Genomic DNA, 25,877 nt, shown 5'->3' on the forward strand with positions numbered 1-25,877 from the left:
TGAGGCCGTTCGTCGGTCTTCTGTCGCTAATGTTGGGCCACAAATTGTGACACGCGCTATGCACATTCGGCAGAGAGCCGGAATAGACCTTGCTACCGGCTTTGATGACTGCTTCGGGTCATTCTCGACCGAGCCAGGCGGCCCTGTCTGCCAATTGATGTCCGCTTTTACCTTGAAGCGACCTGATTAATGCGCGCACGCGAAATGACGCGAAGGACCAGAAAGCAGGCTCTTGCATGCCGCTAAGAGGCTCCTTCATTTGCAAGATTATGCGTTGGCTTCGGCGGCCGCGAGTAATGATGGGCGATTGAGGTGGATCGCAATCTGCTTCGTGGGGCGCATCAAGGTCTCGGACGGCGACTCCCCGAACGCGGCGCGATAGGCCACCGCAAAACGGCCAAGCTCCCAAAAGCCATGGTCGGTAGCTATCCGAGTGACGGTTGACGTCGATGGATCCGCGCTCAGCAACGCCTGACGCACGAGGTGCATTCGACGGAGGGTGAGAAAACGGATCGGCCCCATGCCCAAATGCTCTTCGCAGGAGACGCGAAGCGTTCGCTCCGCGACACCGATAGCTGCACAGATTTCGTTGAGATAGAGCGGCCGGTCGGGATTTGCCTCCAGAAACTCTTCGAAGCGCGCGATGATCGCATCATGGCGTCGGCCACGAGTGCTGGTCGTTTCGTCGACCGCATCAGCGAGGCATCTGACCATGACGTGCACGAAGTCATTCTCCAGCGCGCGAAGCACCTCCGGCAGTTGCAAAATATCGGGAGTGTCGTGTGCGAGCTGTCCGATCGCCCGGTGTAACTTCAGCAGCCGTGACATCGACTGAGGGTGTGGATGAAAAATGTGCCGTGCTGACTTTTCCATCAACTTGCAGCCAAATATCGCTTCGGCTGCAGTATCAAGCTCGTCGGTTGGGATGGACATCGCGCCGTAGTCGAGACCAGGGCCGCATCGTCGATGCTCGGCCTCAAGCGTGTTGTCAATGATGTCGCCGGAGATGACCTCAATTCCACAGTGATGGTACGATGACAAATTGGACTCGGTAAGAAAGCCGATCGATCGCCGGCCGGGCTTGCTTGTGGCGATGCTGACTGTTGGCGAGGATAAGTGCGTACGTTGCAACCAAAGCCGGCTCATGGCGACCTGGGTCATCTCGACCCGAAAATCTTTCGTCGTGGGAAGTATTTCAATGTCAGAATACGGGAAGGCTGCTTGGCATGCCAACGGATCGGTAAAGCAAAGAACTCTACTCCACGCCACTTCTGCTCTCCCAAAAAACAAGACTATGATTTGGCGGGCAACAAGCGTGATGGTCGGACAAAAAGTGTGACAGCAACGAGTCTTCGGATCGCAAAGGCGGCCGAGCTGATTCCGGCGGTCCAGGTTGCACCTTAGTTCTGCTATTACCTCTGATCAATGTACCTATTTTGACATACCGCAATATTGCCGAGCGACATTCGGTGGCATCTTCCATCTTCATTCTTGGCATGCCAGCGCCATTCGAGCGAGAGCTATGCACCGCCTCGCAGCAAAAACAGGCCGCTGATGTCTCAGTTGGGTTATTCGCGACTGAGCCGGGCAGTGCTCGCTACCAATCGATGTCCGCTTCGGTCCCGATAGCGCCCGCGTTGTACAGAAGCAGCAAATGACGCGAAGGGCCACAAGGCGACATTCGTGGGCTGACGCGAAATCCCAAATTCTTGGCTCGCAATCACAATACTTGCCGGGCGAACTTGCGATAAGCGAACCATTTTCTGGGGAAACTGAATAGATGGCCCGCTTTCACTTTCACAAGCACCAAGATGGGAAACAGATCGAAGACCACAAAGGGCGTTCGTTTCCTGACGAAAAAGCTGCGTGCCGCCATGCGTTCCGTGAGGTTGCTGCAATCATCGGGCGGATCGGCCGTGGCGATGATCACGCCGGAACGTATGTCGGCATTGACGTGGATGACGGCGAGCGTACGCGATGCGTTGTCAGAGCTTTTATTGTCGTTGAACATCCTCGCTGAACTCATGCACCGCAGCAAACAAGATTGCTATTAGATAGATTGTGGCGCCAGCTAGGATGGGAGCACAAACTGGGGGGGTAAAATGACTTCTTTTCGAAGGTTGGTGATGGGAATTATCGAAACGATGGCGGTGCTTTCGATATTTTTCGGCACCTTTGTCGGAGGAATCTACGGTGCGGCGTGGTCTAACATTTTCGGAATTGCTTCCAACGTTGACATCAGTTTGCAAGGCATCGGTCAGGTAGCGACTACTGGAGCCGTGCTCGGGTTTATCATGGGCGCTATTCTAGGATTTGTTCTTTCGTCAACAGCAGCGGGCGCCGTCTTCTTTTTTGCCCAAATTGAACGGAACACCCGTAGTCTACTGGAAAGAGAACGCTTTGAAGTGCCAACACAATATCGGGCCGCCCCGCGTTTCTAAACGACCAAACGGTTAAGATGTTTGCTGTCTTGGTCGGCGCTAACGGCTCCATGTCGTATTTGGGTCAATCGCGTCGGTGCTCGTTAAGGCCGCACGACCGTCAATGTCCGCTTCGCGCCGAAAGCGACCAAAATACTGCGTCGCCGCGAAATGACGCGACGGGCCAATTCCGGACATGCGAGTTAGCTGCTAGAGTCATCGCAAAAGGAAAAGGGCAACGGTCCTCACCCGCTTTAGGAGACTCGGCGAGGGCGATAAGGTCGGTAGAGTAAATGATCCTCAATCGCCTCGTTACCCAAAAATCAACCGCGCTGCGGCTGAGCGCGGTGATGTCCGGATTATTCGTTCTCCTCAGCATCCCCGTGCTGATCTTCATCCTGTTTTTCAACTACGAGCACAACTCCGCCGCGATCAACGCGACCTTGGACGACGCAGTTGCCAAGACTAAACGGGCAAGCGTCGAAGATGCAAAAGGCGTGATAGACCCGGTCGTGGCTACGCTCGAACTCATTGGAGCGTTTGCCACCGAAGACCCGGAGCTTTTCAGGAAAGAGAGCAGCCGTGACCTGCTCTACCAGGCGGTTACCACGGCGCGACAGATCGATGCGGTCTTCGTCAGTTTCGAAGACGGCTTTCATCGGGTCGTCACCCGGATGGACGATGACCGGAGGCGATCCGATCCCAAGATTCCGCCATCGGCAAACTGGCATTCCAGCTATATCGATAACTTTGCTGGCTCCCTGCGACGAGTCCGGCATCGAACGTTCTACGATATCTGGCCCCACGTCGTGGGTAAGTATGATGTAGATACCATCGAGGACATCAGAACTCTCGCTGGCTATCAGGCGGCCAAGAATAGCCGTGCACTGGTCGTAGAGGGGCCTTGGCCCAATCCGGATACCGGCTATCCGGTCATTACCCTCAGGGTCCCAATCATCGCAGGCGGCGCGTTCATCGGCTGCGCCTCGGGCAATATCACGCTCAACGTACTTTCAGAATTTCTGACCAGCCACCGCGCGAGTTCCCACAGCACCACGGTCATTGCTAATGCGACCAACGGCACCATCATCGCTCACCCCGACCCAAAGAAAGACGTGCGACTAGAGAACGGTCGACTCGAACTCGCAAGACTCGACACCGTTGCCGACGATGACCTGCGCGAGGCGTCTCGATTGCAGCGCGAAACCAAGAAGGATGACTTCTTCTTTCGGTCGCCGCAGTCCGGGGATGAGATCAGCGCATCCTTCACCCGTTTTCCGGCAAATTTCGGTAAACCCTGGGAGGTTATTGCTCTTACGCCGACTGATGATTTTGTGGGCACCCTCAAGCGGACTAACCGGCAAATGATAGCCCTGATAGCCACCTTGACGGGTGTTGAGTTGCTGCTGATCTATTTTTTCTCGCGACGGCTATCGCGCCCGATTGAATCTGTTTCGCGGGAACTACGGTCGGTTCAAGACCTGACGTTCTCGCACGCGGTTTCGCCATCATCACACATCCAGGAGGTCAAGGAACTGCAATCCGCCGTTTCGCTGTTCGAGACCTCGCTCCGCTCTTTCTCGTCCTTCGTACCACTGGATGTCGTTAGAAAGCTGATCAAGACCGGAACGCCACTGACGCTCGGCGTCGATCAGCGCTTCCTGACGGTGCTTTTCAGCGACTTAAAGGATTTTTCCACTCTCTCTGAGCAAATGGCGCCGAACGATCTGCTCGCGCAGCTCTCGGTCTATTTTGAAGCGATCTCGCATGCGATAGCGGAGGAGTCCGGCACGGTCGATAAATTCATCGGCGACGGCATCATGGCGTTCTGGGGCGCTCCGGTCCATCGCGACGACCACGTACTGCGTGGTTGCTGTGGCGCCATGCGCGCGATGCGGCGGATGCAGCAGCTCAATGCGGACTGGAGCAGGCAAGGCCGACCGTCATTGCACCTTCGCATCGGGTTACATTGCGCGGATGTGCTGGTCGGCAATGTCGGTTCAAGCGAGCGCTTGAGCTATACGGTGATGGGGGACGGGGTCAATGTCGCGGCGCGGCTGGAAGGCGTCAACAAGACGTTTGGCACCACGATCTGCATCAGCGACAGCGTGGTCGAAGCTGTTGAGTCGGACATCGTGGCAAGACCGATCAGGAAGGTTCAAGTCAAGGGCCGCAAGCGCGAGTTCATGATCTATGAGCTTCTGGGCATCAAAGCCAACGACGATCCGGAGCTGAAACCGCCGAACGATGCGGCCAGACTATGCGAATTGACGCGGGACGCCTCATCATATTTCGAGCGGGGCGAAGTAGATGAAGCCGCCCGCCGCTACGCACATATCTTGCGGGCCTTCCCCGACGATCCAGTTGCAAATTCGCTGCTTGCGATGTGCTCAGCAAAAGTGCTGCAAGCCTAGACTGCCCGGCAATCAACCGGCGGGTATGAATAGTGTCCGATGAGGGTCAAGAGCAGCGGGGAGAAGCCCTATCCTTCGAACCCGGAGCGTTTTCGAGTCGATCGTGAGGCATCCCGCCACATCGCGCTCGGTATAGGTGCCCATGCTGTCTCGGCCAGCATCTCGCCCGGCTCGAGATGCGCAAATCCTGTTCGAAGAATTGATCCCGCGCCTCCACAGCCTCGAGCTGGCAGGTCAACCGAAACGCTCCGCATCCACGTTCGTAGGGAGGATTAAAACGCTTCCGATGAGATTCTCACTTCGGTAGCAAGCGTCCGCCCCACACTCGGTGATGACTGGCGCAGCGGGCGCGATATCCGCTAATGGATGGTCCGGCCGTGCTCCGGCCCTGCCAGCACGAGAAGCTGGCAAGGGGGCGCTCAAGGCAAGGAGCACGCCATGTCTCGTCTACGACACCGAGCACGCCGGCCTTTTGCGGTCATCCTGCGCCTACCCTCCCAGCATCGACGAAACTGCCGATGCCGAGAACGGCAGCCCACGTGGCGTTGTGAAACCCGCCGAAGCGAGTTCGGCGGATATTTGCCGAAGAGATAGGCGGGGCCGTCTATCACCTAGCTGCTTAGCGAGTTCGACCAGCTTAGGATTGGCCTCGGCGTAGCTCTTTCGACCCTCGCACTTCCCGGCCCTCTCGCGCTTGCGATCACGGGCAGCCTTAAGCTTCGCAACAATGGTCGCCTTTTCGAACTGAGCGATTGCGCCAAGCACCTGACGGACCAGCACCGCAGTAGGCGTCTCCTCGAGGAAGAAATCCGGGGCGCTTGCCGGGATCAGTGCCACCCCAAGGTTCTTGAGGTAGTCGTGGCCGGCGAGCTGTACAGCGAGGTCGCGAGCAAACCGGTCCGGGCTTTCCACAATGATCGTTCGCACGCCATTGCCGGCAATCCGATCGAGCATAGCCGCGAACCCCGGACGGGCCGTTACCGGATCCGCGCCCTTCACTGCGGCGTCGTAAAACCAGTCCCCTGGCGCGATTTGGAAGCCGGTGGCCTTGGCATACGACTCAATCGCGGCCCGTTGGCGCTTCTCGCTATCCTTACCCTCGCCCACGTTGGTAGAGGTCGAAGTGCGCATGTAGGCGACGGCTTCAACCAGTTTTACTTTGCGCACCATTGGCTTAGCAACATTTTGTACTATAATCTTCGGAAAATAGTACACACGCAAAGTGGCAACGTCAACGATAATTGGCGCCCAGCTAATAGACCAGTCGGCTAGCTTGCGCACATTTGCCGGTTGAGGCGTCGCCGCTCAGTAAAGAATCACGAAGACCGTTTAGCCAGCGCTGTCTATTAGACGCCGTCACCCGGGCAAACTGGAATCGGACTTCGGCGGTTGAAGGGGCTCTTCGGGATATTCCGGACGCGGTTCGGGGTAGACGATTCGCCGCGTGATCGAGACGACGGGCTGCTCTGTCGGAACCTCGTCGACAGGTTTTTCACCGTATCGCCGCGGCGCAAGCTTCGACATGATCCATTTCAAACTGTCGACCTTGAGCCGATCGCGTTGCACTCGCGCATGATCGGCGACCACCACGTCGCGCCCCCTTTTGTCCTTATCGATGAAAAAGTCGCCGCTGTCGTCGAACGCGATCTTTAGGATTTCTTCACAGTAAAAATCCATCAGCGCCTCGCGCGCGCGCGCGTAGCGGTCGCGAAAGTCGGCGTTATTGTCCAGCCAACGCAGGACCGTTGTCCGGGCCGGCATGTCGTCGGCGGCGCAAATCTGGCGTAGCCCCTGGCCGTTGGCCATCCGATTGCAGATTTCTTCTGCGACGGCGTCGGTGTAGCTCGATGGTCTGCCCATTCTGGTCTTGGTAACTTGGTCGTCGTCGATCATTTTAAAAGCTCACTTTTTTGTTGACGTTTGCGCTTCAAATTCTTGTTGTCAGTTTGCGCTTCCATTCCGAAAACGCGGATTCGGAATGAGAACCCTCGTTCCGAACGTTCCGAGCCGTGCCGAAAAATCGCGCGAATTGGAGAACCAAATATTTCCAATGGGTTGGAAGCCAATTCCGAACGTTCCGAATCATTCCGAATCCCCCGCGTCCGTTCCGTTCCGAAGGCTCTTCTCTAAGAAGAGCTTCGGATTCGGAATGAGGATCATTACCCATGGTCATTGTCATTTCTCGCGTTCCGGCGCCGGTGGCATTGGTCCGCCCAGCACTGGCGTCGGTCGCTGCTCACCCGGTCCGCCAAGCGGCCACGCCATGCCTTTGCCCATGTCCATGAGCCCTTTCTTTTTGAGCGCGTTCTTGATGTCGTCAAACCGCCGCGAGCGCTTCGCCGTTGTATCGCCGCTCAACATCTCGCCGTCGTAGACCACCTGCCGCCACTTCTCGATATCGACCTTCCCCGCGGTGGTCCCGTGGTTGCGGACGGCAATGCGGAGAGCGTCCAATACGTTTTGGTATTCGGGCTTGAGCGGCTTCGCCGGGGCCACGTCTTCGCCCTTCTCAGCGTCGGTCATGCTCTCGACCACGAGGCTGCTTTGCGGCTTAGAGCCGAGCTTGGCGCCGGCTCCGGTTACAATGCGCTTGTACGATACATTCTTGATTAACCCTTCCTCGCCCTCTTTCATTTTGGCGACCGTGATCGCGCCGCGCTCTAGCGGGTCGCCTTTCTCGGCGTCGCCTTCACGATCAACCCGGATCATGAAGTCGGAGGTGTTCCGGAAGTAGACCGAGCCATATTCGACGTCGTTCTTGTTGGTGTGATGCACGCCGATCGCAATGCCACCGTTGATCTCACCGAGTTGTTGCAGATACTCCATGAATTTTGTCACCGACTCCGACGTGAACATATCCTCGCCGGCCATCACACGGCCGACGGTATCGACCGCAATAGCCTTGAACGGTAGGCCGCACTCTTTGATCGCGGCTTTCAGTTCCTCGAATTGCGCGGTGTCATTGATAGTCAGCGTCGACCGCATGAAAACAACCCGGTCGGTGTCGTCCTTGATGCCGTGATGCTTTTTGAAGGCGTCAATGCGTTTCGCGAAACCAACGCCGCCCTCGCGCGCAACAAGCAGAACGTAACAGGGCACGCCGGGCAACCTGGCGCCGTGCCAATCGGCCATGGCGTAGGCTAGATGAAGCAACAGATCGAACACGATGAAGCTTTTACCACCTCCGGATTTGCCATAGATGATTCCGACGCCTGTTTCCGGTATCCAGTCTTCCGCCAACCATGCCACATCCGGGAGCGACCGTAGATCGCTGACGGTTTCGAACAGGAAGCGCGGGGCTTTCTTGATTTCCTCGGGCTCGGGCGCGCTATCGGCCTGCGGCGCAATCGACCCGAACATATCCGCCGACGTCTTGTCGCGTTCAAGGTGAAGTCCGGACCACCCATAGAACTTCTGCGCGTCCGCAATCAACGTGCCGTGCGTGATCGGTCGGGCTTTGCCTTTCAGGCTGCTACAATCGCGCCAACGCGCGGCGGCTTCCTTGTCGGTGACGGGGTCGCCTTCGTCCTCGCGCGCGCCTTTCCAGCAAACGACGTCTTCCCAAATCTCGCGCCCTTCGTCGCCAAGATCATAGGCGAGCGCCTTAGCGGCGTGGATATAGCGATTGCGAGCATACGCACCGGCGTCGTAGTGACCGGCATCGCGCAAGCGCTCATGGAAAGCGCGGGCCTTCGCCGGATCGACGTTGCGGTTGCCCTGCGGCGCCGTCGGCTCGGCGCGCGGCTCTTCCCAATGCGGGGCGAGCACTTCGCGCAAAGCGTCGACGCTCGTGACCTTGGTCCACGGCTGTTGCACCCTCACCAGAAACGGCACGCTCGATCGGCCGCGCTTGATCTTGCCCTCGTTGGGCCAATTCAACGTGCCGGGAACGCGCCAAACGTGACACAGGTCTTCGATGCAGTCGGCGCCGGTAGCGCGCTTGAGCGCCCATCCGAATTGCTTTGCCTCTTCCGGATCGAGCGGGTGATCGAGCAACAGGAAGTGTTGCAGGTTGCCCGGGCTCGTCTCGATCACGTAGTCGGCCGGTAGCGGCGGCTTCGGAGCGTCCCTGCCCTTGTCGGCGTCACCGTCGACAGTGAACGACGGCACCTTAATGACGTCTCTCTCGGTGCCCTTGCTGCGGGCCGGCAAATCGCGGTGCATGATCGAGAACGGAGCGTAGACGTTCGCGCCGGGCACGTTCTCAAACGCGATTGCGGCGTTGACCATGCCCTCGACGTCGCCGATCTCGAAATGCTGCACGACGCTGTCGAGCTTACGAAACGGCCAGACCGGGCTATTGCCGAACATCGCCAGCACGAGCTTGCCCTTGGCTTCGGTGCTCTTAGCGATGTGATGAAGATAGCCAATATGTTGCTCGATTGCAGCGCGATCGAACTTTTGCGGGTCCGCGGTCAGATTTGAAACATGAGCGTTCACCACCGCACCTCCGGGCAAGCGCGATAGTCTTGATAATCCGCCCACGCGACTCGGGCGCCTTCGAATGCGCCGTCACACGCTCCGCAGCAGCGCAGATAGCTTTCCAGAGCGGCCCATGCTTTTACGGCCGGAAGATGGCGGTCGTTGCGCGCGTCTGCGATGAAATCGCGAGCAAGGTGATCGAACGAATCGGCTTTCTTAAGCCACTGACGGAAGGTTTTGAGTTTCATACTTGGTTACTCCGTACAAGAATTTGCGAAGTAACAACGACACTTGCCTTTTCGTCGAAGCATGATATTTGTCTCTCTGCTCGTTGTTGCTAGGAACTCGGTTACATTTCAAAGCCGTCTCGTGTGTCACCACGGGGCGGCTTTCACTTTAGGCGGTCGTAACCGCGCGAAATTTTTCAAGCCACGCCGTCGCCGGCAGCCGCGCCTTTGCGGCGCCCGAGCCCGAGCCGCGGTGCAAGACATTGCCCACGATCGAGTCGATGCTTTCGCGCATGCGGCGCTCGTCGAATGCGACGTGGAAAAACCGCGTCTTCCTGCCGCCGAGCACTGCGACGTAGCGTTGAAGCTTGGCGGCTTGGGTCGGATCGAACACGAAACCGATTTCATGATCAGTCGGCATGGGCGGCGGGGTTAGCTCGCTCACGCCGACACCGCCTGCTCGAACGCTGCGTGATAGACCCTGAGATTAAGCGCCCACTTGCCGGCGATCTTTCGCGCTCCCGGGACTCGCCCGGATTCGAGCGCGTGGAAAGCGCCCTTGATCGATCGGCCGATGTGCGGCGCGATCGCTTGGGCACCCCATATGATGTGGTCGGGGCTGGTGGTTTCAATTTGGGTAGACATGGCGAGAATCCTTCGCGCTTGTGCGAACAGGATTCAGTCAGCCAATGTCATGAGCTGTGACGGAGAACCCTGCCCGCGATTGAAAAATCGGGTGCAACGGGCGCGCGGTCTCAACAGGTTCTCGCTAGTCTCGCCAAACAACAACGGGGCGCGTCCAGCCCGCAAAATTACTTGCTATTCCTTAACTGATCACTAACCGAATTTCCCTTCGGCTGCCGCAAGCTCGGCGGCATCGTCGGTCCGCGGGAACAAGTGCCCGTAAGTGTCGGCCGTGATCTGAATGTTCGAGTGTCCGAGCATTTCCGAGACGACTTTGAGGGGCAATTCTCGCCCGCCGTCAGCCTTGCGGTTGATGCACCACGAAGCGAAGTAATGGCGCAGGCTGTGCAAGCCGGTATATTTGTCGGGCACGCCAGCGGCCGCCCAAGCCGGTTTCAGCGCCCTCTCGATAATGTTCCAATGCTGCTCGACGCGGCCGGCGCCGTTGCAAAACACTAGCGACGCGCCCTTTGGACTTGCGACCTTCCAAGTCCGGAGCGCGGCAAGCGTCGCCGGCAGGATTGGCACGACACGTTGACTGTCTTCGGATTTCGGATTGCCGATCGCGCCGTATCTGTCGGCGCGCTGCCGAACGTGCAGTACACTCTTTTTGAAGTCGATATCCGACCACCGCAGACCGCGAAGCTCGCTCGCTCGCAAGCCGCACCGGATTGCCACTAGAAGGAACGCGCGCCAACGCACGTCGGTTGTGTGCTCCAACAGCGCGTCGATTTCTTGCGGCGTCGGAATGTCGACGCCCACGACGAGCTTGCGCTTTTTGCGACGCTCGACCTTGCTATTCGTGGGCAGGCTCCGGACGACGTTTTGCGCGACCCGGCCGCGCCCCATTGCGTCGTTGACGAGGCTGCTAAGGCTCGTCGTGCATTTCCGGACCATGGCCGGCGATCGGTCTTCCTTGCGCAACCGGACTTGCCACGCCTTCACGGTCGCGATCGTCAACGCCGACAATTTCAGATCGCCCATGAACGGGACGATGTGGAACTTTAGATGCTGCTCGTATTGGGCGACGGTCGATCGTTCCAGATCGCGGCAAGACTCAATCCAATCCCTGCCCGCTGTTTCGACGGTGACCGATCGCGACGTCGGAACATGCACGCCTTTTCCAAGGTCGACGCGCACCTGCGCATGGAAATCTTCGGCCTCTCTCTTCGTATCGAACGCCCGAACGACGCGCTTGCGCTTACCGCGCGCGTCCTTTTCGGCGATCGAGTATTGCACCACCCACGCCTCGCCCGTCGCCCAAGTGCGCTTCCGTATCGACAAAGCCGCCTCCCAAATGAGAATGGAAGGGAGTATACGGGAGGCGCAACAAAGGCGCAACATGCATCCGCTAACTAGCTGATCTTATTCACCGTCCAGAAGATTTCTACTCCGCGGGTTGCAGGTTCGAGCCCTGCCGGGATCGCCAATTTTTTCAACCTGCAAATCAATAGTTTGGCGGTGTACGGCCGAGGCGCTGTTGGTTGCTGAGAGCGGCGGCCCCGAGATGCCCGAATCGGCATCAAGCGTGCCGATGCGGAAAGCCACCGTCAGATTGACGATCGCCAATCAAGCGCTCCTCGAAGCCAGCCTTCGCTTTGCCTCTTGCCGAGTTGCACCGTGACGCCCCTCATGGATGAAGACATCCCGATCTCGCAACGTGCGGCGGCTTGCACGGACGCAAGCGACCACATGAAAGGATCAAACAAATGCTTAAGTCCCTTCGCCGCTTGTTCGCGGGAGCCGCCACGCTCGCCGCCGTTTCCATCGTGCCAGCCATGGCCTCGCAAATGCCGCTCGGAGACATGCAGAGCCACGCTGCCCGCCCCAATACGACGATCCGGTTGCCGAAGCACCAGTTGCAGGAGACCAAAGACAGCGGAGCGTATGGAATCGGCGGCGCCGCGACGCCCAATGTGCGTTGCCCGCGCGGAGCATACTGCCTGACGCCCTGAGAGCTTGCCGCAAATTCATACAAACCCAGTTGCCGCGCCATAGAGGCTTGCAGCGCCTAGGATGGAACCCTGCGCGTCCTGCAGGGTTGATTGCTCGCGCCTTTGTCTTTCACGAGTAGAGATGATCCATGAGCACCATCAAGTCAGCAGCCGCGCTGCTTCTTGCCGGCACGATATCGTTGTTCGGTGCGCCCGCTCCTGCTGCGCCGCTATCATCCCTCTCCGGATTAGCGAAACCGACCGAGAATACGGTACAGGTTCGCTGGGGTGGTGGCTGGCACGGCGGCTGGGGTGGCGGCTGGCGCGGTGGTGGTTTCGGCTGGCATGGAAGAGGCTGGGGCGTAGGCGCAGGACTCCTTGCAGGCGGTCTGATCGCCGGCGCTCTTGCTGCCCCTTATCCCTATTATGGGGGTGGCTATGGGGGTGGCTACTACGATCCCTATTATTCCTACGGCTACGCATATCCAGACCCCGGGTATGGGGACCCGGTTTATGGAGGGGGATACGGGTATCCGCCCGCTTATGCCCCACCGCCTCGCTTCTATGCCCCCTACTGATAGGCCCGCTTCGGACCTGTCACACACCTGTGGCATGAGCTTTGCTAATTCAAATCCAACTGGGATTTCAGTGCCCGGTTTTGAGACAAGAGCGCTGCCGGGGGGACTGGCATTTCGAGCCCGGCAGCGCTTTTCCTAGCGCGTGAGCGCGGGTTTCGCTCTCTCCCTTCGCACTTTCCTCATCCTGACAGCTTGTGAGGTTTTCTCGTCATTCCGGGGCGCGACGAAGTCGCGAGCTATCCATCGGGCCGCAGAGAGGGCCGCGCAATGGATTCCGGGCTCGCGCTAACGCGCGCCCCGAAATGACCGCTTGTGATGCAGTAGGGTTAAATGTCCCGGTTGGGCGATTGGATTGCCTGGATTGGCATCGTGAGGGTCCTAAATCGCAGGAAGGCGAACTGAAAAGACCGCCACCCCGGGGCTGCCTCACCTGATGGCCTTCGCGGCCTCCACAAGCCGGGTGCTAGCCGAAGCGGTCGCGAGCAGCGTACCATCGTCCGCCGTCTGCCTTCCTTCGACGAAGGCGATGCTCTTGCCGAGTTGGGTCACCCTGGCCTCGACAACGATCGGCCCAGGTTTTGCCGGCGCCAGGAAATTCACGGTCAAGCTGATGGTCGGGCCGTACAGCTTTCCGTCGGTCTTGACGAAGACGACGGCCCCCATGGCGCCATCGAGCATGGCGGACAGAATGCCGCCCTGCACATTGCCCGCTGCATTGCAGAAATCCGGCTTGCCGTCGAAGCCCATCCGGATCCAGCCTTCGTCCGGTCGGGCGTCGATGAGACGCCAGCCAAGCTGGCTCGCCCATGGCGGTGTAGGGATACGATCGAGCGCGGTTGCAGTCATGCGACCCTCCCATCTACCTTTGGGTGGGTCTCCAGTCGGCCGGGTCTGGTTCACATCTCGCGCACGCCGGCACTGTCGAAAGCTATAGGGCTTCCGCCAGCGAAGCGACGCATGCCCGTCGGCTGAGGCGATGATTACGATTCCCGCCGGGCTCGCTACGTCCTGAGAGCGTCGACCGCGTGCGCGACGAGAATGCTAATGCTGAGCACGATCAGGCAAACAATTGCGGCTTGAAATAACATCGGAGTGGTTTCTGCGGAGCCCAAGGTGAGCTCCTTATAAGCTGTCACATTTTGCCAGCATTTGGCCGGGCTGGCGGCGCCTTGGTGTTCACGTCGTTACAAGTTTGCAAGGTCCAGAACGCCAGCCGGTCATGCTGACCCGGTTCAGCGCCCGCATGATGCCAACGCGCGCAAGCATCGTTAGCCGGCCTTTCTCGGCCACCGGGATAAGCCCCTCCATTGTCGCCTGCCAGTTCTGGCCGGCCGTGCTGGCCTTCGGCAGTGTTGCGATGTACTCGCCCGCGTCGCCGGCAATGCCCCACCTTTGGCGCCTTGGCTGCAAACATCCCTAATTCGGTCTCCCCGTCTTCCTGTTGCCGCCACAAACAGAACTCACGAATGCGTGACCGCATATGGGGAAAAAGATGCGCGCACAGAGAAGAACATGGAAAGTCATGGGGGCCCAGCGTCGTGAGCCAGATATCGAGCAACTCCAGCTGGATCTGGCGGCGCTCAATCGGTGCATAGAGGTCCTGGAAAAAGCCGATGCCAATCCTCACGACGTCGAGGTTCTGACATCACATGCGCTGACCATCGCCGAACAGATCGATGAGGTGCGCTGGTCGAACCCTGCCCAGGCGTTGGGCTGGTTGTTCGAGAAAGCAATCCCGCAAGGTCGTTGAATCACGGCACTGACTGATGCGGATGAAAATCGGCCGCTGAGCGTCAGCTGTCGTGGAGCCGGCAGTTCACCCGATCTCCGTAGTCGATCGGCAGTATCCAAAAGGACTGCCCCGGAGTCGTTTGCGCGAACGGCATCTCCAGCGCGACAATCTCGTACCTCAGTTCTGTCGCCACATTGATGGGGAAAACCGCCGCTAAGTCAGCCGCGCTGCATTTTCCGAATCAACGAAAGCGCTGTCCATTTCAGCGTTGTCGTTCTGTCGGATGCATATGCAGTTCAACCCCATCATCAGTTCCGTGAAGGATCTCGAAGTATGGAGCGCGACCGGCCGCGGCTATTCGTTCGTGATCAGCTTCGAGCGCCGGACCGGCCCCGGCCTGCACGGGCAGCCCGGGTTTGTGGCCTCGTGGCGCCCGCTTTATCTGAATAGACCCGCCATCAAGGTGGGCGGTTCGCCCTTCAAAACTTTCGCTGACGCCGAGAAAGCCTGCGAATCCTTCCTGATGCATCTAACGGGATGACGGGCCCAGCCAGCCGAGCGTGCGCTGCGAAACGAGGGTCTAGCGCATTTCATTCAGCGGGTGCATTCTGGAGTGGCTGGAACCGTGAGAGGGCGTCGTTATGCGTCACCCATCCAAACCGCTACTTCACCAAGGAATCGTTTACAGGGCCGGCACGATCGGTCTCGGGTTGCTTCCCATAGCGATGGCGTTCGCTGCCGTCCTCATACCGTGATCGGCGCGTCTGCCCGGCGAGCGCGACGCAACCTTATCCACCGCGACAGGCAGCGTCCGTCTTATCGGTACTCCTTGCGCATGACGACGCTATGGATCTTGGCGGCTTGATTGCCCATCGGGCAAGCATGATCGGCATCGTCTGGGCGCGAGTCGCTTCAAATTCGATTGGCTATGAGACGTGCTGGGGGCTGGGTTCCGACAGAATGCGGTTGGACAGCCAAGCGGCGATCGATTTGGGGACCTCTGGCACTTCGTGCAACGAATGAACCAGGCCGCTGTTCTTCAGGCCAATCCCGACGGTCTTGACGTCAACATCGTCAATGTCCGGGACGGAGTCGAAGAGGATGTCGCAACGCATTGCGCCGGCCCCAAGCTCGTTGCCGAACACCATTCGCGCCAGCGGCGGCAAGAACAGTCCGATCAAGACGCCCACCAGAAGTATCGGCATCGATAAGTCGACGAACTGCTTTGCGTAGTTGACAGAGAACAGTTCAAGCGCGTTGATCGTCAATATATAAGCAATGAAACCCACAAACCCGAACAAGATTGTCGACGACCACCCATATACTATTCGAGTCACGCGATTGATGATCGCGCCCGCAGCGAGCGTCAACGCCGCCTCGTCATCGACACCTCGCAGCACCAACAACCTTCCACTAAGGACTTTGGCGTCGCTGACGGTCGCACCAGCGAGCCGCTCGGGTCGCTGCTGCCAATCGGCAGAGTACAGAAGAGTCTTCCAGAACGAGGGATATTCCGCATCTGCGGCTGGAGTGTTGGCGAACGCACGAGTCAGCAGCCAATAAAGCGCCTCGGTTCCTGTCGTGAAGAGCATCAAGCAGAGCAGAAGCGCGAGCATCACATCATCGACGAGCGAAAATGGAAATAGAAAGTAGAGTGCGGCGATCACCAGAGTCGCCGCAACAAGACGAAGGAGAATTGGCGAATGTGGCAGGAGCCGATCAACCGCGACGATTGAGAGGAATGGCGTCGCCAGCGTGCACAGGTAAATCCCGGAGCAGTCGCAAACCTCTGAAATGGCTTTCAGAGCGACATTGCCTCCGTGACTATGCGCGACAATCAACGTTCGTCCCTCGCCAGATCCGAGTGCGGCCAGTCTGACGGCAAGGCGTGCTGCGGCCTTTTCCCGCTCGAACACGGAATTCGATCCGCTCCAGGCGAAGGCATCTACGGTCAGTTGAACGCCCGGAAGCTGGGACAGAACTGCGCTCTTTAGTTCCGTCACGAAGCTGGCCTCGGCTTCGCACCAGCCGGCGATAGGTTTCCTGCAGCACCGCCAGAAACCGCGTCCCCACGTGCCGTGGACCAGCACGACGTTCAGTCGAGTGACGTCCACCATGGGGCCTCCGATTTCCTCGAATGCTGCCCTTGATCGTGGGGATGCGATCGGACGCGCAATGTACCATTCCAAGTAGCGAAGTTCTACCTCAGGCTGCGTCGCGTGCGCCTTTTGCCCGATGTGTCCGTACTTCCTGCATATGAGGTGCCCTCTGCAGATTGAGTCACCCTCCGGAAAGATACGGCTGTGGCGCGCACACCACTATGCGCCCGAGAACGCAGCGACATACCGACCTTACAATTGCCGGGGATTCAGCGAATCACTTAGACCGCAATTGGGGCTGGGAAGCGGAGAGTAGAATGAGAGTCGCTTCCTTGGAAAGTGTACTGGCGGCAGCCAGTTTGATCTTGGGTATCGTCATCGTGTTGTGGGGAATCAAGATCTTCTACGGCGTGTAAGGTGTAAACAGACAGGACGCAGGCGTCGAACAAGAGACTTTCGAAAGGTCCACGACAGGCATCCCTTCCGCGGCGGCGGAAGCCCTGCTGTTTTTGATGGGCCGACGCGTTGCGAAGGATCGCTGCGTCACAAGGATCTCATCCCGCTTCGACCGCGCCTTGACCCGTTCAGGAGGGTCACGCCGACGCTGTGCCTTCACCCAGTGAGCTCACACCGCAACTCACCCATGAATCCGTGGCTCTTACCGATTGTGCACGGTAATCTAATACAGGCGCAGCTAGGCAAAGCGAACGGCGCCTCCCGGAACGACCGTCATTGCCGGGCGGCGCCCTACTTTGCATGGGGTTGTTTTCGCAAAAATGCGCCAGGCGCGGGCGAGCGGCTTGTCCGGTCCGGTGGATCCAGGGGTTCACTTTCGCTGGCCAACTGATTGCGAGGATGTCGAGAGTCGTTCGAGGGCCGCCTGCTGTGCCCGTTCGCCGAGATGAATGCACAGAAAGAGCACGAAGCCCGCCACCGCCACGATAGCGAACCAGGCGAGGCTCATGCGCGCCCGCTTCGAGCGGAGGGGGTGAATTGAAGATCGCCGCATCGTCGGCGTCCGTCGTCGCGATCAGAAACGGCCTCGGCTGGTACGGGGGCATCACACCGAGGCCGCCATTCCCACGTGCCGACAGTCGGCGGTCGTCGGCACAGCAAGGCAAGTCGGTCAGGAGCCAACGGTTCCAAGACACCAGGGCCTGGTCGCGGAACGCCCTACTCCGCGTCGTTCTGACGCCGCTCGCGCGCAAGCTGATGCCAAGCCAGCGCAAGCTGGATCAGCCGCTGCCGGTCGGCGCCTTCGGAGGCCGCCGCGCGCTTCATCGCCGCCGCGGCTTCACTCTCTGGGTCATACTCCGCGCTCATGACCGCGATCATGACTCGCAAAAGTGGACGAGGGCATGACTAATACGCCCCGTATGAATGCGGGGGATGTCATCGCAGGGCTTCCGCGATATAATCGGAAAAACCGTATTCAACGCGAGACTTTCCTGGAGGCGGCTAAACTTCTTTCGCGGTTGCCGCGGCGGGCTCGTCGAGGCTTCTCAAGCCGCTTTCGATCACCTCGATGTCGTCGTCGATCTGCGCGATCGACTTGCGACAATCGAATCCCTCGATGGATTTGAGATCGACGGCAAGGCGCCGCCTGTGCATCCGCAGATCCTCCAGCGACTGGCGATCCCTGATGCGCGTAAAACCTTCGACGATCAGCTCGATGGCCTTGGACATGACGCATACCCCAGCTCACGACGCACCCGGCCCGGGCATCCGGACCGGCACATTTAAGCCTGTGGACGCGTCTGGGTTCCGTCATTGACCTAGGTCAACGCGGGCAACGACGCCTTGCGGCCTTCGCCTTCGCTCCGAATTGGCATTCGCTTTGCTCAGCCATGCCCAATCAGCCAGACCCACCCTGGGTCTGTTTCACAATGAGGCAAGCTCATGCAGCCGATGTCCCGCTTCGAAGCGACCGCCGCCACGCAACTCCATGCCTTGATCGCCGACCTGCGATGGAGGGTTCAACTCCTCGATGCCGACATTCAGGAAGAGGAGCGCAAGGCCGGGGTGTCCGATCCCACGAACCATGCCTATCCGATGCTGGCCCTGACACTACGGGGGCGCCGCGACAACCTGCAGGCGACTGTTGCGACCCTGCAGAGGCAGCTCGAGGCCATTGTCCCCTCGGCCGACTGGAGCCGGGCCGCCTGAAGCCGGCGGTCTGTTGACGACCGTTCACCGGCCGCGGCCTCAAATGTGAATTTAATCACAGAGGCTCCGCGATTCCTCGGTTACAAGGCAGGCCACGCGGCCGCGCGACGTTGCGGCTGCAGGTCCCGCCAACGACGCTTCAACCACCCCGCCATGACGCACGATGCCGAAGCAACAGCCACGAACTCCGCGGACGCACAAGCGCCGCGTTCGAGCCGCGATCTGCTCGGCATAGCCTATCTCGCGACCACCGGCGTCGTCATGCTCGCCTGGATGGGCGGCCTGATCTGGGCCGGAGTAGCCGTGGTGAGTTGGCTGATCTTCTAGAAAAGATGTGGCGCCAGTTGCGCGGCCTTGATGCTGCCGCACACGATCATTCCCCAAAGCGCAACGCTGATCTGGATAGCGTCCAGCATGTCCCGTTTCCCCGCGAATCTAATTCAAACGTTTTTTCTTTGATCAAAACCGCGAACTGGCCGGGAGCGCCAGAGAAATTTTCAGGCAGTTGTTGTGCATCGCCGAAGAATGCATAGTGCTCGTCGAGCGACGGTTTCCGCGCGCCCGAGAATGATTGAGACGCTGGCAGCTGCGCAGATTGCCTAACGCGCCGCCACGCGCCGCCACTTGGCCTCTATCCGCGCCTTGATCGCGCGGATACGCGCTTCATGCACCGCCCAGTATGCACGGCTGGCCGCCGCCGTACCGTGTTTGTATGTCGCATAGACGTCGGTCGGCTTGACAGGCGATGGCCGTGCTTGCGGTTTCGCGCTCACCACCGCCGGCGCAGGCTCGGGATCCGGCGCTACGGCCGTCGTCGCGCCTGGTGTCGCGAACGGCGAGTTCATCGCGATGAGGCGGTTGCGCGCGCGATTGCAGTAGATGACGGAGCGCGCCGTCATGGTCTCTTCGCCATGCCCGGCGCGGTATTTCATCAGCGCGCGGCAGAGGTCGCCCTGCGCCAGCCGCCAAGCCCTGGCGAGATAGGTCACGCCGTAGTGGATATTGATCTCGGGCCTGGCGAGCTCGGCCGTGGTGCCTTTGAAGCCGAGCATGGCCGCCGTCTCGGGTCTGACCTGCATCAGCCCGATCTCGCCGACGCGGCCAATCACCGTAGAATCGTAGCGGCTTTCGACGAAGACGACAGCTTCCGCGATATCGGGTGGCAATTTCGTCTTCGCGGCTTCCTTCTCGATCAGCGCGCGAACGGATGCCCGTGCGGTAAACGGCTTGGCATCCACGGCTGATGGAGCCTCGACACTGTCCGACGTGACCGAGCCCTCGGCCGCCGCCGCATCATCCGCCGCTCCGGCGCGCATTGGGCCGGCCGCGAGCACCGCCAGGCAGAGCGCCGCGGCGTACGGGAGCCATGTCTGGCGCGTGCAAGACCTCATCGGCGCTTCATAGCTGAGGCCAGTTAACAACGCTTCTCGGCAAGCCCGCGATCACGTCGCGATCCGAAGCAGCGTGTCAAATGAAAGAGGCGGGCCTTGGGCCCGCCTCGGTCAGATCGTGGATCACGCCGCTGATCAGTAGCAAGCGCGCTGATCGGCAAGCACGTACTGGCCGCTCGGATAGCGGTAGTAGCAATTGCCCTGAGACCAATAATAGCCCGGTTGCGACGCAGCCGTTGCGCCGGCGATCGCACCGGTCGCGCCGCCGAGCACGGCGCCAGCGGCAGCTCCCGTTGCGTTGCCGGAGATCAGCCCGCCGAGCACACCACCGACGATGGCTCCGCCAAGTGCGCTCGCGCCCGGGTCTGCCGGAGCAGGCGGCGGAGGCGGCGGCGGCGCATAGGCCGGGGGTGGCGGCGCATAGGCCACGGGCACATCATCGATGTACTCTTCGGAGATGTAGGCGGGCGGCCCGTCCATGCGCTGCGGATAATAATACCAGACCCCGCCGACGTCCCACCACCAGCCATAGCGGCCATTGTGGTTCTCATGCCGCCAGCGGCCGCCATCCCAGGCGAGATTGCCGCGATAGGCGTGCCCGCCCCAGTCGCGCTGCGGCACGGGTCCGCGGGCAACGTAGCGCCCCTGTGGCGGTCCGCCGGCCGGGCCCTGGTGCGCCCCCTGCGGCGGGGCGACTCGTGTGGCCTGCTGCGGCGGCGCGACTCGCGTGGGAGCGTTCGCGTGTGGCGGCGCGCCCGCACCCGGCCGCTGGCCGCCTCTTTCTGGGTTCGAGTCCTGCGCCTGCGCTGAAAGCGCTATCAGCGACACGGCCGAAACCAAGGGAATGATAATCTTCATCCGGCTGGATGCACGCATTGGTGCCTACCCCTTACCTCTATCTCTCATCAGTCGTCGCCGTGGTCCGGACGCCCGAACATCTCGGGTCCCGGTTGATGCGGGCGGACAAAGCTGATCCCGTTGTTCAACGATGTCCCGTTACAAATGGTTAAGATCACGGCAATTTTTCGTCCGCCGCGTTAGCGCGCCGGCTCGATCACGTTGCAATTGGTGCGCCCCGACATCACGCAGTCCTGCATCTTGCTGGCGGCGGTGAGATCGCGCGCCAGCCAAAGGCCGACGCCGAGGATGACGACGGCAATAATCAGCCCGGCGATAGCCCCCCGACGATTATCGCCGGGTGGCCTTGGTTGCGGCTTTGATTGCGAGTTTGGCTGGGTATCAGGCATAGCAAGGTGAAGCCGTGGATTGCTGCCCTTACCATCTCTGCGGCGCCGCGTCACACCCCGCTTAGGGCTTGGGTGCGCGGAGTGCCACCTTGTTCGATGCAGAGGCGGCCTGCTGCACCCGCGGCGCGCAGGTCGTGAGTACAAACGCCGTCTGGCTGCACTGCCATTCGGCGCCGAGCAAGCCACTCTCGACCGGTTTGGGCTGGGCCAGGTAAACGACGATGCCGGCGAGCACCAATGTCGCAAATGTGATCGCGAGCTTTCGCAAGGACAGCCGGAAAATAGTCATCGCCATAGCTCCGTTCGTCTCGGTGCGGACACTAGGCGCCGCCCCCGTGCTCCCTTGTTAGGGGGATCACAATTCGGCAGTTTTTCCGGACTACGAAAGATCGGCGATTCCAGCGATTTTTCGCGACCTGATAGGCTGCGATTATGGGTGGCTTCGCGACGCGCATCGATGTACACGCTTGTTCGTCGCGCGGCGCGCGTTTGTTCGCGGCCGCCGAACCCACAGACGTTGATGTAGGATTGAAAGCGAGGAAGACAAGGCTCGTTCGATGAGTGGATTCAGGGAACCCGGCTTCGCAGACCGGCAAAAGGCGGCACAGGACGCCCGCAAAAATCTTTTAAACAAATTCAAATCGCAGCCAGGGCACGACGACCCCGCGGTCGCGGCACGGCGTGCCGAGCGCGAGGCGATTGCCGCCAAGCGTGCCGACGCAAAAGCTGCGCGGGAGGCCGAGAAGGCTGAGGCGAAGCGGCTTGAAGAAGAGGCCGCGGCTACGGAAGCCGCACGAATTGCCCGCGAAGCCGAGGAGGCCGCCTCAAGGCAGGCCGAGCTCGAAGCCGAGCAGAAGGCCAAGCGCGACGCGCGCTACGCGGCCCGCAAGGCCAAGGGCAAGCGGAAGTAACTGTCACACCGGAGCGATGCGACGGGACCGCGCCAAGCACGGGCCCAACCGTATCGAATCCACAACGTGTCACTGCGCATTCCGGGGCGCGCGTCGTCGCTTGCCCCGGAATGACGATGACGGCGCGATCAGTTCTTCTTCATCATGCCGTCGTCTTTCTTCATGCCGTCCTTGGACATCGTGTCCTTCTTCATGCCGCCATCCTTCGACATGGAATCCTTCTTCATGCCATCCTTGGACATCGTGTCCTTTTTCATGGCGTCGTCCTTGCCCATCTTGTCCTGAGCGAAGGCGGCCGGCGCGAGCGCCAGGCTGAGCGAGAGAGCGGCAGCGGAGACGCCGAGCGCGATGCGGGTGCGAATGGTCATGGTTGATCTTCCCTTCGAGGGTGGTGGTTGCCAGCGACGGATGCCGCTACTCCTGCTCGACGGGGCGGCGCGCAGATTTGTTACGCGGCCGGCCGAATTTTTTCCGAGCCCTTGCCCCGTTTCCGTGTTCAGCCCGACACAATTTTGCCCGCGTGAGACATGCTAGTGCGCGGAACCTGAGGAACGAGTGTGCAGCGCAGCATCAGCGTCACCGCGACTTGCCGCCGCATTCGCTCTCGAACTATCAGATTAGAGAATAATCGGGAGAAGAACCGGCTAGGATGTGCCTAAGCGCCGGCCTCAAGACCCAATCATCAAGAACCGTTCAAAGGGATCATCATTCCATGTTCACGCGACGCCACCTTCTCGCGACGGCTATTGCCGCGCCCGCCATTCTTCGCTTCGGCATCGGGACCGCGCAGGCCGCGACCACGCTGAAAATCTCGCACCAATTTCCTGGCGGCACGATCGACAAGGGCGACTTCCGCGACCGTCTCTGCCGGATGTTTGCCGCCGAGGTCGCAAAGCGCAGCAAGGGCGACATCTCCGCCGAGATCTATCCGAACTCCTCACTGATCAAGACCAACGCGCAGTTCTCCGCGATGCGCAAGGGTGCACTCGACATCTCGCTCTATCCGATGCCCTATGCCGGCGGCGAACTGCCGGAGACCAATATCGGGCTGATGCCGGGCCTGGTCACGACCTACGACCAGGGTATGCGCTGGAAGAAGGAGCCGGTCGGCAAGGCGCTCTCCGACTTCCTCGCCGACAAGGGCATCATCCTCTTGAGCTGGATCTGGCAGGCCGGTGGCGTCGCCAGCCGCTCCAAGGCGATCGTTTCGCCGGAGGACGCCAAGGGCATGAAGGTGCGTGGCGGCTCGCGCGAGATGGACATGGTGCTGCAAACGGCGGGCGCGTCCGTCCTCTCGGTACCCTCGAATGAAATCTATGCAGCGATGCAAACCGGCGCGTGCGATGCCGGCATCACCTCCTCCACCAGCCTGATCTCGTTCCGCCTCGAAGAAGTCGCCAAATCGCTCACCTCGGGCGCCGGCGCCTCATACTGGTTCATGCTCGAACCCTTGATGATGTCGAAAGCGATCTTCGACAAGCTGCCGAAGAACCATCAGGACATCCTGGTTGCGGTCGGCGCGGAGCTCGAAGCCTTCGGCCGCAAGGGCGCGCAGGACGACGACATCGAGGTCGCCAAGGTCTATCAAAAGGCTGGCGCCAAGGTCAGCGCGCTTGATGCCGCGACAGTCGGCAAGTGGCGCGAAATCGCCCGCGATACGGCCTGGAAGGACTACGGCGCGAAGACTGCGACCGCGGCGAGCCTGCTCAAGCTCGCCTCCGAAGTCTCGGCATGATGCACGGTCCGCTTCCGGATCGTGACGGCCCCGCCGATGCCGCCGCACGCCACGGGCTTGCGGCGGCGCTCGATCGCGGTCTCGCCGTTCTCAATGGCACCATCGTGGTGCTGGCTGCGATCGCGCTGGTCGCCGCCTGCGCGATCCTGAGCTACAGCGTGCTGAGCCGCGCCCTCTTCAAGGCCGCCAATTACTGGCAGGACGAGGCGGCCGTGTTTCTGCTGGTCGGCGCCACCTTCATGACGGCGGCCTATGTACAGCAAAATCGCGGCCACATCGGCATCGAGGCCTTTGTCGGGCTGCTGTCGCCGTTCGCGAACAAGATCCGACTCTGGCTGGTCGACGCCGTTACCTTGCTGTTCTGCGCCTTTTTCACCTGGAAGTCCTGGACACTCGCGCATGAGGCCTATGTCGACGGCCAGGTCTCGAATTCGATGTGGTCGCCGCCGCTCGCCATTCCCTACAGCCTGATGGCGCTCGGCATGAGCCTGCTTTGCGTGCAGATCATCGTGCAGCTCGCCCTTCCCTTCACCGGAGCCAAGCGCCGATGAGCGTTTTCGGTATCGGCCTGTCCTACGGGCTGGCGACGCTGTTCGTGATGTTTTCCGGTATGCCGATCGCGTTCGCGCTCGGCGCGGTCGCGGTCGTGTTCATGGGCATCTACATGCCCGCCGCCTCGCTCGATACCGTCACGCAGAACGTCTATGAGGAAATGGCCTCGATCACGCTGCTGTCGATCCCGCTCTTCATCCTGAAGGGTGCGGCGATCGGCAAGTCGCGCGCCGGCCAGGATCTCTACTCGGCCTTGCATGCGTGGCTGCATCGCGTGCCCGGCGGCCTCGGCGTTGCCAACGTTTTCGCCTGCGCGCTGTTCGCCGCAATGGCCGGTTCCTCGCCCGCGACCTGCTCGGCGATCGGCTCGGCCGGCATTCCCGAGATGCGCAAGCGCGGCTATTCCGGCGGCTTTGCCGCCGGAATCATCGCCGCCGGCGGCACGCTCGGCATTCTGTTGCCGCCCTCAATCACCATGATCCTGTTTGCGGTCGCCGCCGAAAAATCGCTGGGGCGGCTCTTCCTTGCCGGCATCGGCCCCGGGCTTTTGCTGGTCAGCCTGTTCGGCGCCTATGCGGTGATCCGCTTCCGCCAGGAATATGCTGCGGCTGAAGCCGCCTACAAGAGGGGCGGCCCCGAGACCGCGATCCTGACCCGCGACGAGTTCACATTGGCCGAACGTTTCAGCGTGCTGCCGCGCGTCATTCCGTTCGTGCTGCTGCTCACGGGCGTCATGATCGCGCTTTATGGCGGCTATGCCACTCCGTCGGAGACTGCGGGACTGGGCGGCCTGCTCGCGCTCGCGCTGATCGCGATGATTTACGGCGTCTGGCGGCCGACCGATCTCGGGCCGATCATGAAGTCAACGATCCGGGAATCGACCATGCTGATGATGATCATCGGCATGTCGCTGCTCTATTCCTACGTGATGAGCTATCTGCACATCTCGCAGTCGGCCGCCGAATCCATTGTCGCGATGCATTTGCCGCGCTGGGGCCTGCTGTTCGCGATTCTCGTCATGGTAATCGTGCTCGGTTTCTTCCTGCCGCCGGTCTCGATCATCCTGATGACCGCGCCGATCATCCTGCCGCCCTTGCGTGCCGCCAATTTCGACATCATCTGGTTCGGCGTCGTCATGACCATCGTGATGGAGATGGGGCTGATCCACCCACCGGTCGGCCTCAACATCTTCGTCATCAGAAATGTCGCGCCTGATATTCCCTTGAGCGAGGTGATCTGGGGCACGTTGCCCTTCGTGCTGTTGATGATGGGCGCCGTGCTCCTGCTCTGCTTCGTGCCGGAGATCTCGACTTGGCTGCCGGATCTCGTGATGGGACCGGACGGCAGCAGGTGACGCTGCCGCAG

33 protein-coding genes are annotated in these 25,877 nt (G+C 60.3%); 14 read left to right on the plus strand and 19 right to left on the minus strand.

Features of this window, described 5'->3' with window-relative positions; genetic code table 11:
• Positions 1-267 precede the first annotated feature (267 nt).
• Positions 268-1,269, minus strand: a complete 1,002-nt coding sequence (locus SO156_RS00960; protein ID WP_498533533.1) for an AraC family transcriptional regulator — start codon at positions 1,267-1,269, stop codon at positions 268-270.
• 511 nt (positions 1,270-1,780) lie between these two features.
• Here SO156_RS00960 and SO156_RS00965 point away from each other — a divergent pair.
• The 3 genes from SO156_RS00965 to SO156_RS00975 all read left to right on the plus strand — a co-directional run bounded on the left by SO156_RS00965 (position 1,781) and on the right by SO156_RS00975 (position 4,834).
• On the plus strand, positions 1,781-2,020 hold the full coding sequence (locus SO156_RS00965) for a DUF6894 family protein (protein ID WP_498533534.1): 240 nt from the start codon (positions 1,781-1,783) through the stop codon (positions 2,018-2,020).
• 106 nt (positions 2,021-2,126) lie between these two features.
• Complete coding sequence (locus SO156_RS00970) at positions 2,127-2,441, plus strand: hypothetical protein (protein WP_498533535.1); 315 nt, start codon at positions 2,127-2,129, stop codon at positions 2,439-2,441.
• Between the two features lie 272 nt (positions 2,442-2,713).
• Positions 2,714-4,834, plus strand: coding sequence for an adenylate/guanylate cyclase domain-containing protein (locus SO156_RS00975; protein WP_498533536.1), 2,121 nt, complete (start codon positions 2,714-2,716; stop codon positions 4,832-4,834).
• Positions 4,835-5,323: 489 nt separating this feature from the next.
• Here the strand turns inward: SO156_RS00975 and SO156_RS00980 are convergent, their stop codons facing one another.
• The 3 genes from SO156_RS00980 to SO156_RS00990 form a co-directional block, all read right to left on the minus strand.
• Positions 5,324-6,004 carry a recombinase family protein gene (locus SO156_RS00980; RefSeq protein ID WP_498533537.1) on the minus strand — a complete coding sequence of 227 codons (681 nt, stop codon included), beginning with the start codon at positions 6,002-6,004 and terminating at the stop codon, positions 5,324-5,326.
• Between the two features lie 186 nt (positions 6,005-6,190).
• Positions 6,191-6,727: a terminase small subunit-like protein gene (locus tag SO156_RS00985; RefSeq protein WP_498533538.1), complete on the minus strand. Its 537-nt coding sequence runs from the start codon at positions 6,725-6,727 to the stop codon at positions 6,191-6,193.
• Positions 6,728-7,009: 282 nt separating this feature from the next.
• Positions 7,010-8,869, minus strand: a complete 1,860-nt coding sequence (locus SO156_RS00990; RefSeq protein ID WP_498533539.1) for an AAA family ATPase — start codon at positions 8,867-8,869, stop codon at positions 7,010-7,012.
• A gap of 123 nt (positions 8,870-8,992) precedes the next feature.
• Between SO156_RS00990 and SO156_RS00995 the strand changes: the two genes are divergently transcribed.
• Entirely contained in the window at positions 8,993-9,259 is a 267-nt protein-coding gene (locus tag SO156_RS00995; protein ID WP_498533540.1) for a hypothetical protein, read from the plus strand.
• A gap of 11 nt (positions 9,260-9,270) precedes the next feature.
• Here the strand turns inward: SO156_RS00995 and SO156_RS01000 are convergent, their stop codons facing one another.
• The 5 genes from SO156_RS01000 to SO156_RS01020 form a co-directional block, all read right to left on the minus strand.
• On the minus strand, positions 9,271-9,504 hold the full coding sequence (locus SO156_RS01000; RefSeq protein ID WP_498533541.1) for a hypothetical protein: 234 nt from the start codon (positions 9,502-9,504) through the stop codon (positions 9,271-9,273).
• A 148-nt stretch (positions 9,505-9,652) separates the two neighbouring features.
• Positions 9,653-9,928: a hypothetical protein gene (locus SO156_RS01005; RefSeq protein ID WP_498533542.1), complete on the minus strand. Its 276-nt coding sequence runs from the start codon at positions 9,926-9,928 to the stop codon at positions 9,653-9,655.
• A complete protein-coding gene (locus SO156_RS01010; RefSeq protein ID WP_498533543.1) occupies positions 9,925-10,128 on the minus strand; it encodes a DNA-binding protein in 204 nt (67 codons plus the stop codon). Before SO156_RS01010 ends, SO156_RS01005 begins: the two co-directional genes overlap by 4 nt.
• A gap of 192 nt (positions 10,129-10,320) precedes the next feature.
• A complete protein-coding gene (locus tag SO156_RS01015) occupies positions 10,321-11,451 on the minus strand; it encodes a site-specific integrase (RefSeq protein WP_498533544.1) in 1,131 nt (376 codons plus the stop codon).
• Positions 11,452-11,532: 81 nt separating this feature from the next.
• The gene (locus tag SO156_RS01020; protein WP_498533545.1) at positions 11,533-11,736 is read right to left on the minus strand and encodes a hypothetical protein; all 204 of its coding nucleotides are present in this window, start codon (positions 11,734-11,736) and stop codon (positions 11,533-11,535) included.
• Positions 11,737-11,876: 140 nt separating this feature from the next.
• Between SO156_RS01020 and SO156_RS01025 the strand changes: the two genes are divergently transcribed.
• Positions 11,877-12,122, plus strand: a complete 246-nt coding sequence (locus tag SO156_RS01025; protein WP_458147918.1) for a hypothetical protein — start codon at positions 11,877-11,879, stop codon at positions 12,120-12,122.
• A gap of 128 nt (positions 12,123-12,250) precedes the next feature.
• Positions 12,251-12,679: a hypothetical protein gene (locus SO156_RS01030; RefSeq protein WP_458147919.1), complete on the plus strand. Its 429-nt coding sequence runs from the start codon at positions 12,251-12,253 to the stop codon at positions 12,677-12,679.
• A gap of 426 nt (positions 12,680-13,105) precedes the next feature.
• Here the strand turns inward: SO156_RS01030 and SO156_RS01035 are convergent, their stop codons facing one another.
• On the minus strand, positions 13,106-13,525 hold the full coding sequence (locus tag SO156_RS01035) for a PaaI family thioesterase (protein ID WP_498533546.1): 420 nt from the start codon (positions 13,523-13,525) through the stop codon (positions 13,106-13,108).
• A 646-nt stretch (positions 13,526-14,171) separates the two neighbouring features.
• Here SO156_RS01035 and SO156_RS01040 point away from each other — a divergent pair.
• Together SO156_RS01040 and SO156_RS01045 are read left to right on the plus strand one after the other, a co-directional pair.
• Positions 14,172-14,429 (plus strand): hypothetical protein, encoded by a 258-nt coding sequence (locus SO156_RS01040; protein ID WP_458147921.1) that lies wholly within the window; start codon positions 14,172-14,174, stop codon positions 14,427-14,429.
• A 271-nt stretch (positions 14,430-14,700) separates the two neighbouring features.
• Complete coding sequence (locus tag SO156_RS01045; protein ID WP_458147922.1) at positions 14,701-14,952, plus strand: hypothetical protein; 252 nt, start codon at positions 14,701-14,703, stop codon at positions 14,950-14,952.
• A gap of 385 nt (positions 14,953-15,337) precedes the next feature.
• Here the strand turns inward: SO156_RS01045 and SO156_RS01050 are convergent, their stop codons facing one another.
• From SO156_RS01050 to SO156_RS01065, 4 genes are all read right to left on the minus strand, one after another.
• Positions 15,338-16,528 carry an alpha/beta fold hydrolase gene (locus SO156_RS01050; RefSeq protein WP_458147923.1) on the minus strand — a complete coding sequence of 397 codons (1,191 nt, stop codon included), beginning with the start codon at positions 16,526-16,528 and terminating at the stop codon, positions 15,338-15,340.
• 808 nt (positions 16,529-17,336) lie between these two features.
• Positions 17,337-17,474: a hypothetical protein gene (locus SO156_RS01055; RefSeq protein WP_458147924.1), complete on the minus strand. Its 138-nt coding sequence runs from the start codon at positions 17,472-17,474 to the stop codon at positions 17,337-17,339.
• A gap of 209 nt (positions 17,475-17,683) precedes the next feature.
• The gene (locus tag SO156_RS01060) at positions 17,684-17,833 is read right to left on the minus strand and encodes a hypothetical protein (protein WP_449381787.1); all 150 of its coding nucleotides are present in this window, start codon (positions 17,831-17,833) and stop codon (positions 17,684-17,686) included.
• Positions 17,834-17,968: 135 nt separating this feature from the next.
• Positions 17,969-18,196, minus strand: a complete 228-nt coding sequence (locus SO156_RS01065) for a hypothetical protein (protein WP_458147925.1) — start codon at positions 18,194-18,196, stop codon at positions 17,969-17,971.
• Positions 18,197-18,409: 213 nt separating this feature from the next.
• On the opposite strand from SO156_RS01065, the gene SO156_RS01070 reads away from it, so the two are divergent.
• Together SO156_RS01070 and SO156_RS01075 are read left to right on the plus strand one after the other, a co-directional pair.
• Positions 18,410-18,676: a hypothetical protein gene (locus tag SO156_RS01070; RefSeq protein WP_458147926.1), complete on the plus strand. Its 267-nt coding sequence runs from the start codon at positions 18,410-18,412 to the stop codon at positions 18,674-18,676.
• 153 nt (positions 18,677-18,829) lie between these two features.
• Positions 18,830-19,003, plus strand: coding sequence for a hypothetical protein (locus tag SO156_RS01075; protein ID WP_498533547.1), 174 nt, complete (start codon positions 18,830-18,832; stop codon positions 19,001-19,003).
• Positions 19,004-19,275: 272 nt separating this feature from the next.
• Here SO156_RS01075 and SO156_RS01080 read toward each other — a convergent pair whose 3' ends face one another.
• From SO156_RS01080 to SO156_RS01095, 4 genes are all read right to left on the minus strand, one after another.
• The gene (locus SO156_RS01080; protein ID WP_498533548.1) at positions 19,276-20,067 is read right to left on the minus strand and encodes a transglycosylase SLT domain-containing protein; all 792 of its coding nucleotides are present in this window, start codon (positions 20,065-20,067) and stop codon (positions 19,276-19,278) included.
• A gap of 135 nt (positions 20,068-20,202) precedes the next feature.
• Complete coding sequence (locus SO156_RS01085) at positions 20,203-20,943, minus strand: hypothetical protein (protein ID WP_458147929.1); 741 nt, start codon at positions 20,941-20,943, stop codon at positions 20,203-20,205.
• Positions 20,944-21,104: 161 nt separating this feature from the next.
• Positions 21,105-21,314, minus strand: coding sequence for a DUF2273 domain-containing protein (locus SO156_RS01090; RefSeq protein ID WP_458147930.1), 210 nt, complete (start codon positions 21,312-21,314; stop codon positions 21,105-21,107).
• Positions 21,315-21,375: 61 nt separating this feature from the next.
• A complete protein-coding gene (locus SO156_RS01095) occupies positions 21,376-21,603 on the minus strand; it encodes a hypothetical protein (RefSeq protein ID WP_458147931.1) in 228 nt (75 codons plus the stop codon).
• 268 nt (positions 21,604-21,871) lie between these two features.
• Between SO156_RS01095 and SO156_RS01100 the strand changes: the two genes are divergently transcribed.
• Positions 21,872-22,225: a DUF6481 family protein gene (locus SO156_RS01100; protein ID WP_458147932.1), complete on the plus strand. Its 354-nt coding sequence runs from the start codon at positions 21,872-21,874 to the stop codon at positions 22,223-22,225.
• 128 nt (positions 22,226-22,353) lie between these two features.
• On the opposite strand, the gene SO156_RS01105 is transcribed toward SO156_RS01100, so the two are convergent.
• Positions 22,354-22,593 carry a pentapeptide MXKDX repeat protein gene (locus SO156_RS01105; protein WP_458147933.1) on the minus strand — a complete coding sequence of 80 codons (240 nt, stop codon included), beginning with the start codon at positions 22,591-22,593 and terminating at the stop codon, positions 22,354-22,356.
• Between the two features lie 344 nt (positions 22,594-22,937).
• Between SO156_RS01105 and SO156_RS01110 the strand changes: the two genes are divergently transcribed.
• Genes SO156_RS01110 through SO156_RS01120 form a run of 3 tightly spaced genes read left to right on the plus strand, consistent with a single transcriptional unit; the run spans position 22,938 to position 25,866 of the window.
• Positions 22,938-23,960, plus strand: a complete 1,023-nt coding sequence (locus SO156_RS01110) for a TRAP transporter substrate-binding protein (RefSeq protein ID WP_458147934.1) — start codon at positions 22,938-22,940, stop codon at positions 23,958-23,960.
• Positions 23,957-24,511 (plus strand): TRAP transporter small permease, encoded by a 555-nt coding sequence (locus tag SO156_RS01115; protein WP_458147935.1) that lies wholly within the window; start codon positions 23,957-23,959, stop codon positions 24,509-24,511. The genes SO156_RS01110 and SO156_RS01115 overlap by 4 nt, the downstream gene beginning before the upstream one ends.
• Positions 24,508-25,866 carry a TRAP transporter large permease gene (locus tag SO156_RS01120; RefSeq protein ID WP_458147936.1) on the plus strand — a complete coding sequence of 453 codons (1,359 nt, stop codon included), beginning with the start codon at positions 24,508-24,510 and terminating at the stop codon, positions 25,864-25,866. The genes SO156_RS01115 and SO156_RS01120 overlap by 4 nt, the downstream gene beginning before the upstream one ends.
• The last annotated feature ends 11 nt before the right edge of the window (positions 25,867-25,877 follow it).

The organism is Bradyrhizobium sp. UFLA05-125 (assembly GCF_059803515.1).

Excerpts from the sequence above, each read along its gene's own strand:
- SO156_RS01030 (WP_458147919.1), top strand. The coding sequence starts at position 12,251 with ATGAGCACCATCAAGTCAGCAGCCGCGCTGCTTCTTGCCGGCACGATA.
- SO156_RS01060 (WP_449381787.1), bottom strand. The coding sequence starts at position 17,833 with ATGAGCGCGGAGTATGACCCAGAGAGTGAAGCCGCGGCGGCGATGAAG.
- SO156_RS01090 (WP_458147930.1), bottom strand. The coding sequence starts at position 21,314 with ATGCCTGATACCCAGCCAAACTCGCAATCAAAGCCGCAACCAAGGCCA.
- SO156_RS01035 (WP_498533546.1), bottom strand. The coding sequence starts at position 13,525 with ATGACTGCAACCGCGCTCGATCGTATCCCTACACCGCCATGGGCGAGC.
- SO156_RS01050 (WP_458147923.1), bottom strand. The coding sequence starts at position 16,528 with ATGGTGGACGTCACTCGACTGAACGTCGTGCTGGTCCACGGCACGTGG.
- SO156_RS01120 (WP_458147936.1), top strand. The coding sequence starts at position 24,508 with ATGAGCGTTTTCGGTATCGGCCTGTCCTACGGGCTGGCGACGCTGTTC.
- SO156_RS01055 (WP_458147924.1), bottom strand. The coding sequence starts at position 17,474 with ATGAGCCTCGCCTGGTTCGCTATCGTGGCGGTGGCGGGCTTCGTGCTC.
- SO156_RS01085 (WP_458147929.1), bottom strand. The coding sequence starts at position 20,943 with ATGCGTGCATCCAGCCGGATGAAGATTATCATTCCCTTGGTTTCGGCC.
- SO156_RS01110 (WP_458147934.1), top strand. The coding sequence starts at position 22,938 with ATGTTCACGCGACGCCACCTTCTCGCGACGGCTATTGCCGCGCCCGCC.
- SO156_RS01115 (WP_458147935.1), top strand. The coding sequence starts at position 23,957 with ATGATGCACGGTCCGCTTCCGGATCGTGACGGCCCCGCCGATGCCGCC.
- SO156_RS01045 (WP_458147922.1), top strand. The coding sequence starts at position 14,701 with ATGCAGTTCAACCCCATCATCAGTTCCGTGAAGGATCTCGAAGTATGG.
- SO156_RS01095 (WP_458147931.1), bottom strand. The coding sequence starts at position 21,603 with ATGACTATTTTCCGGCTGTCCTTGCGAAAGCTCGCGATCACATTTGCG.
- SO156_RS01040 (WP_458147921.1), top strand. The coding sequence starts at position 14,172 with ATGCGCGCACAGAGAAGAACATGGAAAGTCATGGGGGCCCAGCGTCGT.
- SO156_RS01000 (WP_498533541.1), bottom strand. The coding sequence starts at position 9,504 with ATGAAACTCAAAACCTTCCGTCAGTGGCTTAAGAAAGCCGATTCGTTC.
- SO156_RS00965 (WP_498533534.1), top strand. The coding sequence starts at position 1,781 with ATGGCCCGCTTTCACTTTCACAAGCACCAAGATGGGAAACAGATCGAA.
- SO156_RS01065 (WP_458147925.1), bottom strand. The coding sequence starts at position 18,196 with ATGTCCAAGGCCATCGAGCTGATCGTCGAAGGTTTTACGCGCATCAGG.
- SO156_RS01080 (WP_498533548.1), bottom strand. The coding sequence starts at position 20,067 with ATGAGGTCTTGCACGCGCCAGACATGGCTCCCGTACGCCGCGGCGCTC.
- SO156_RS00970 (WP_498533535.1), top strand. The coding sequence starts at position 2,127 with ATGGGAATTATCGAAACGATGGCGGTGCTTTCGATATTTTTCGGCACC.
- SO156_RS00985 (WP_498533538.1), bottom strand. The coding sequence starts at position 6,727 with ATGATCGACGACGACCAAGTTACCAAGACCAGAATGGGCAGACCATCG.
- SO156_RS00975 (WP_498533536.1), top strand. The coding sequence starts at position 2,714 with ATGATCCTCAATCGCCTCGTTACCCAAAAATCAACCGCGCTGCGGCTG.
- SO156_RS01025 (WP_458147918.1), top strand. The coding sequence starts at position 11,877 with ATGCTTAAGTCCCTTCGCCGCTTGTTCGCGGGAGCCGCCACGCTCGCC.
- SO156_RS01105 (WP_458147933.1), bottom strand. The coding sequence starts at position 22,593 with ATGACCATTCGCACCCGCATCGCGCTCGGCGTCTCCGCTGCCGCTCTC.
- SO156_RS00980 (WP_498533537.1), bottom strand. The coding sequence starts at position 6,004 with ATGGTGCGCAAAGTAAAACTGGTTGAAGCCGTCGCCTACATGCGCACT.
- SO156_RS01010 (WP_498533543.1), bottom strand. The coding sequence starts at position 10,128 with ATGTCTACCCAAATTGAAACCACCAGCCCCGACCACATCATATGGGGT.
- SO156_RS01100 (WP_458147932.1), top strand. The coding sequence starts at position 21,872 with ATGAGTGGATTCAGGGAACCCGGCTTCGCAGACCGGCAAAAGGCGGCA.
- SO156_RS01075 (WP_498533547.1), top strand. The coding sequence starts at position 18,830 with ATGACGCACGATGCCGAAGCAACAGCCACGAACTCCGCGGACGCACAA.
- SO156_RS01070 (WP_458147926.1), top strand. The coding sequence starts at position 18,410 with ATGCAGCCGATGTCCCGCTTCGAAGCGACCGCCGCCACGCAACTCCAT.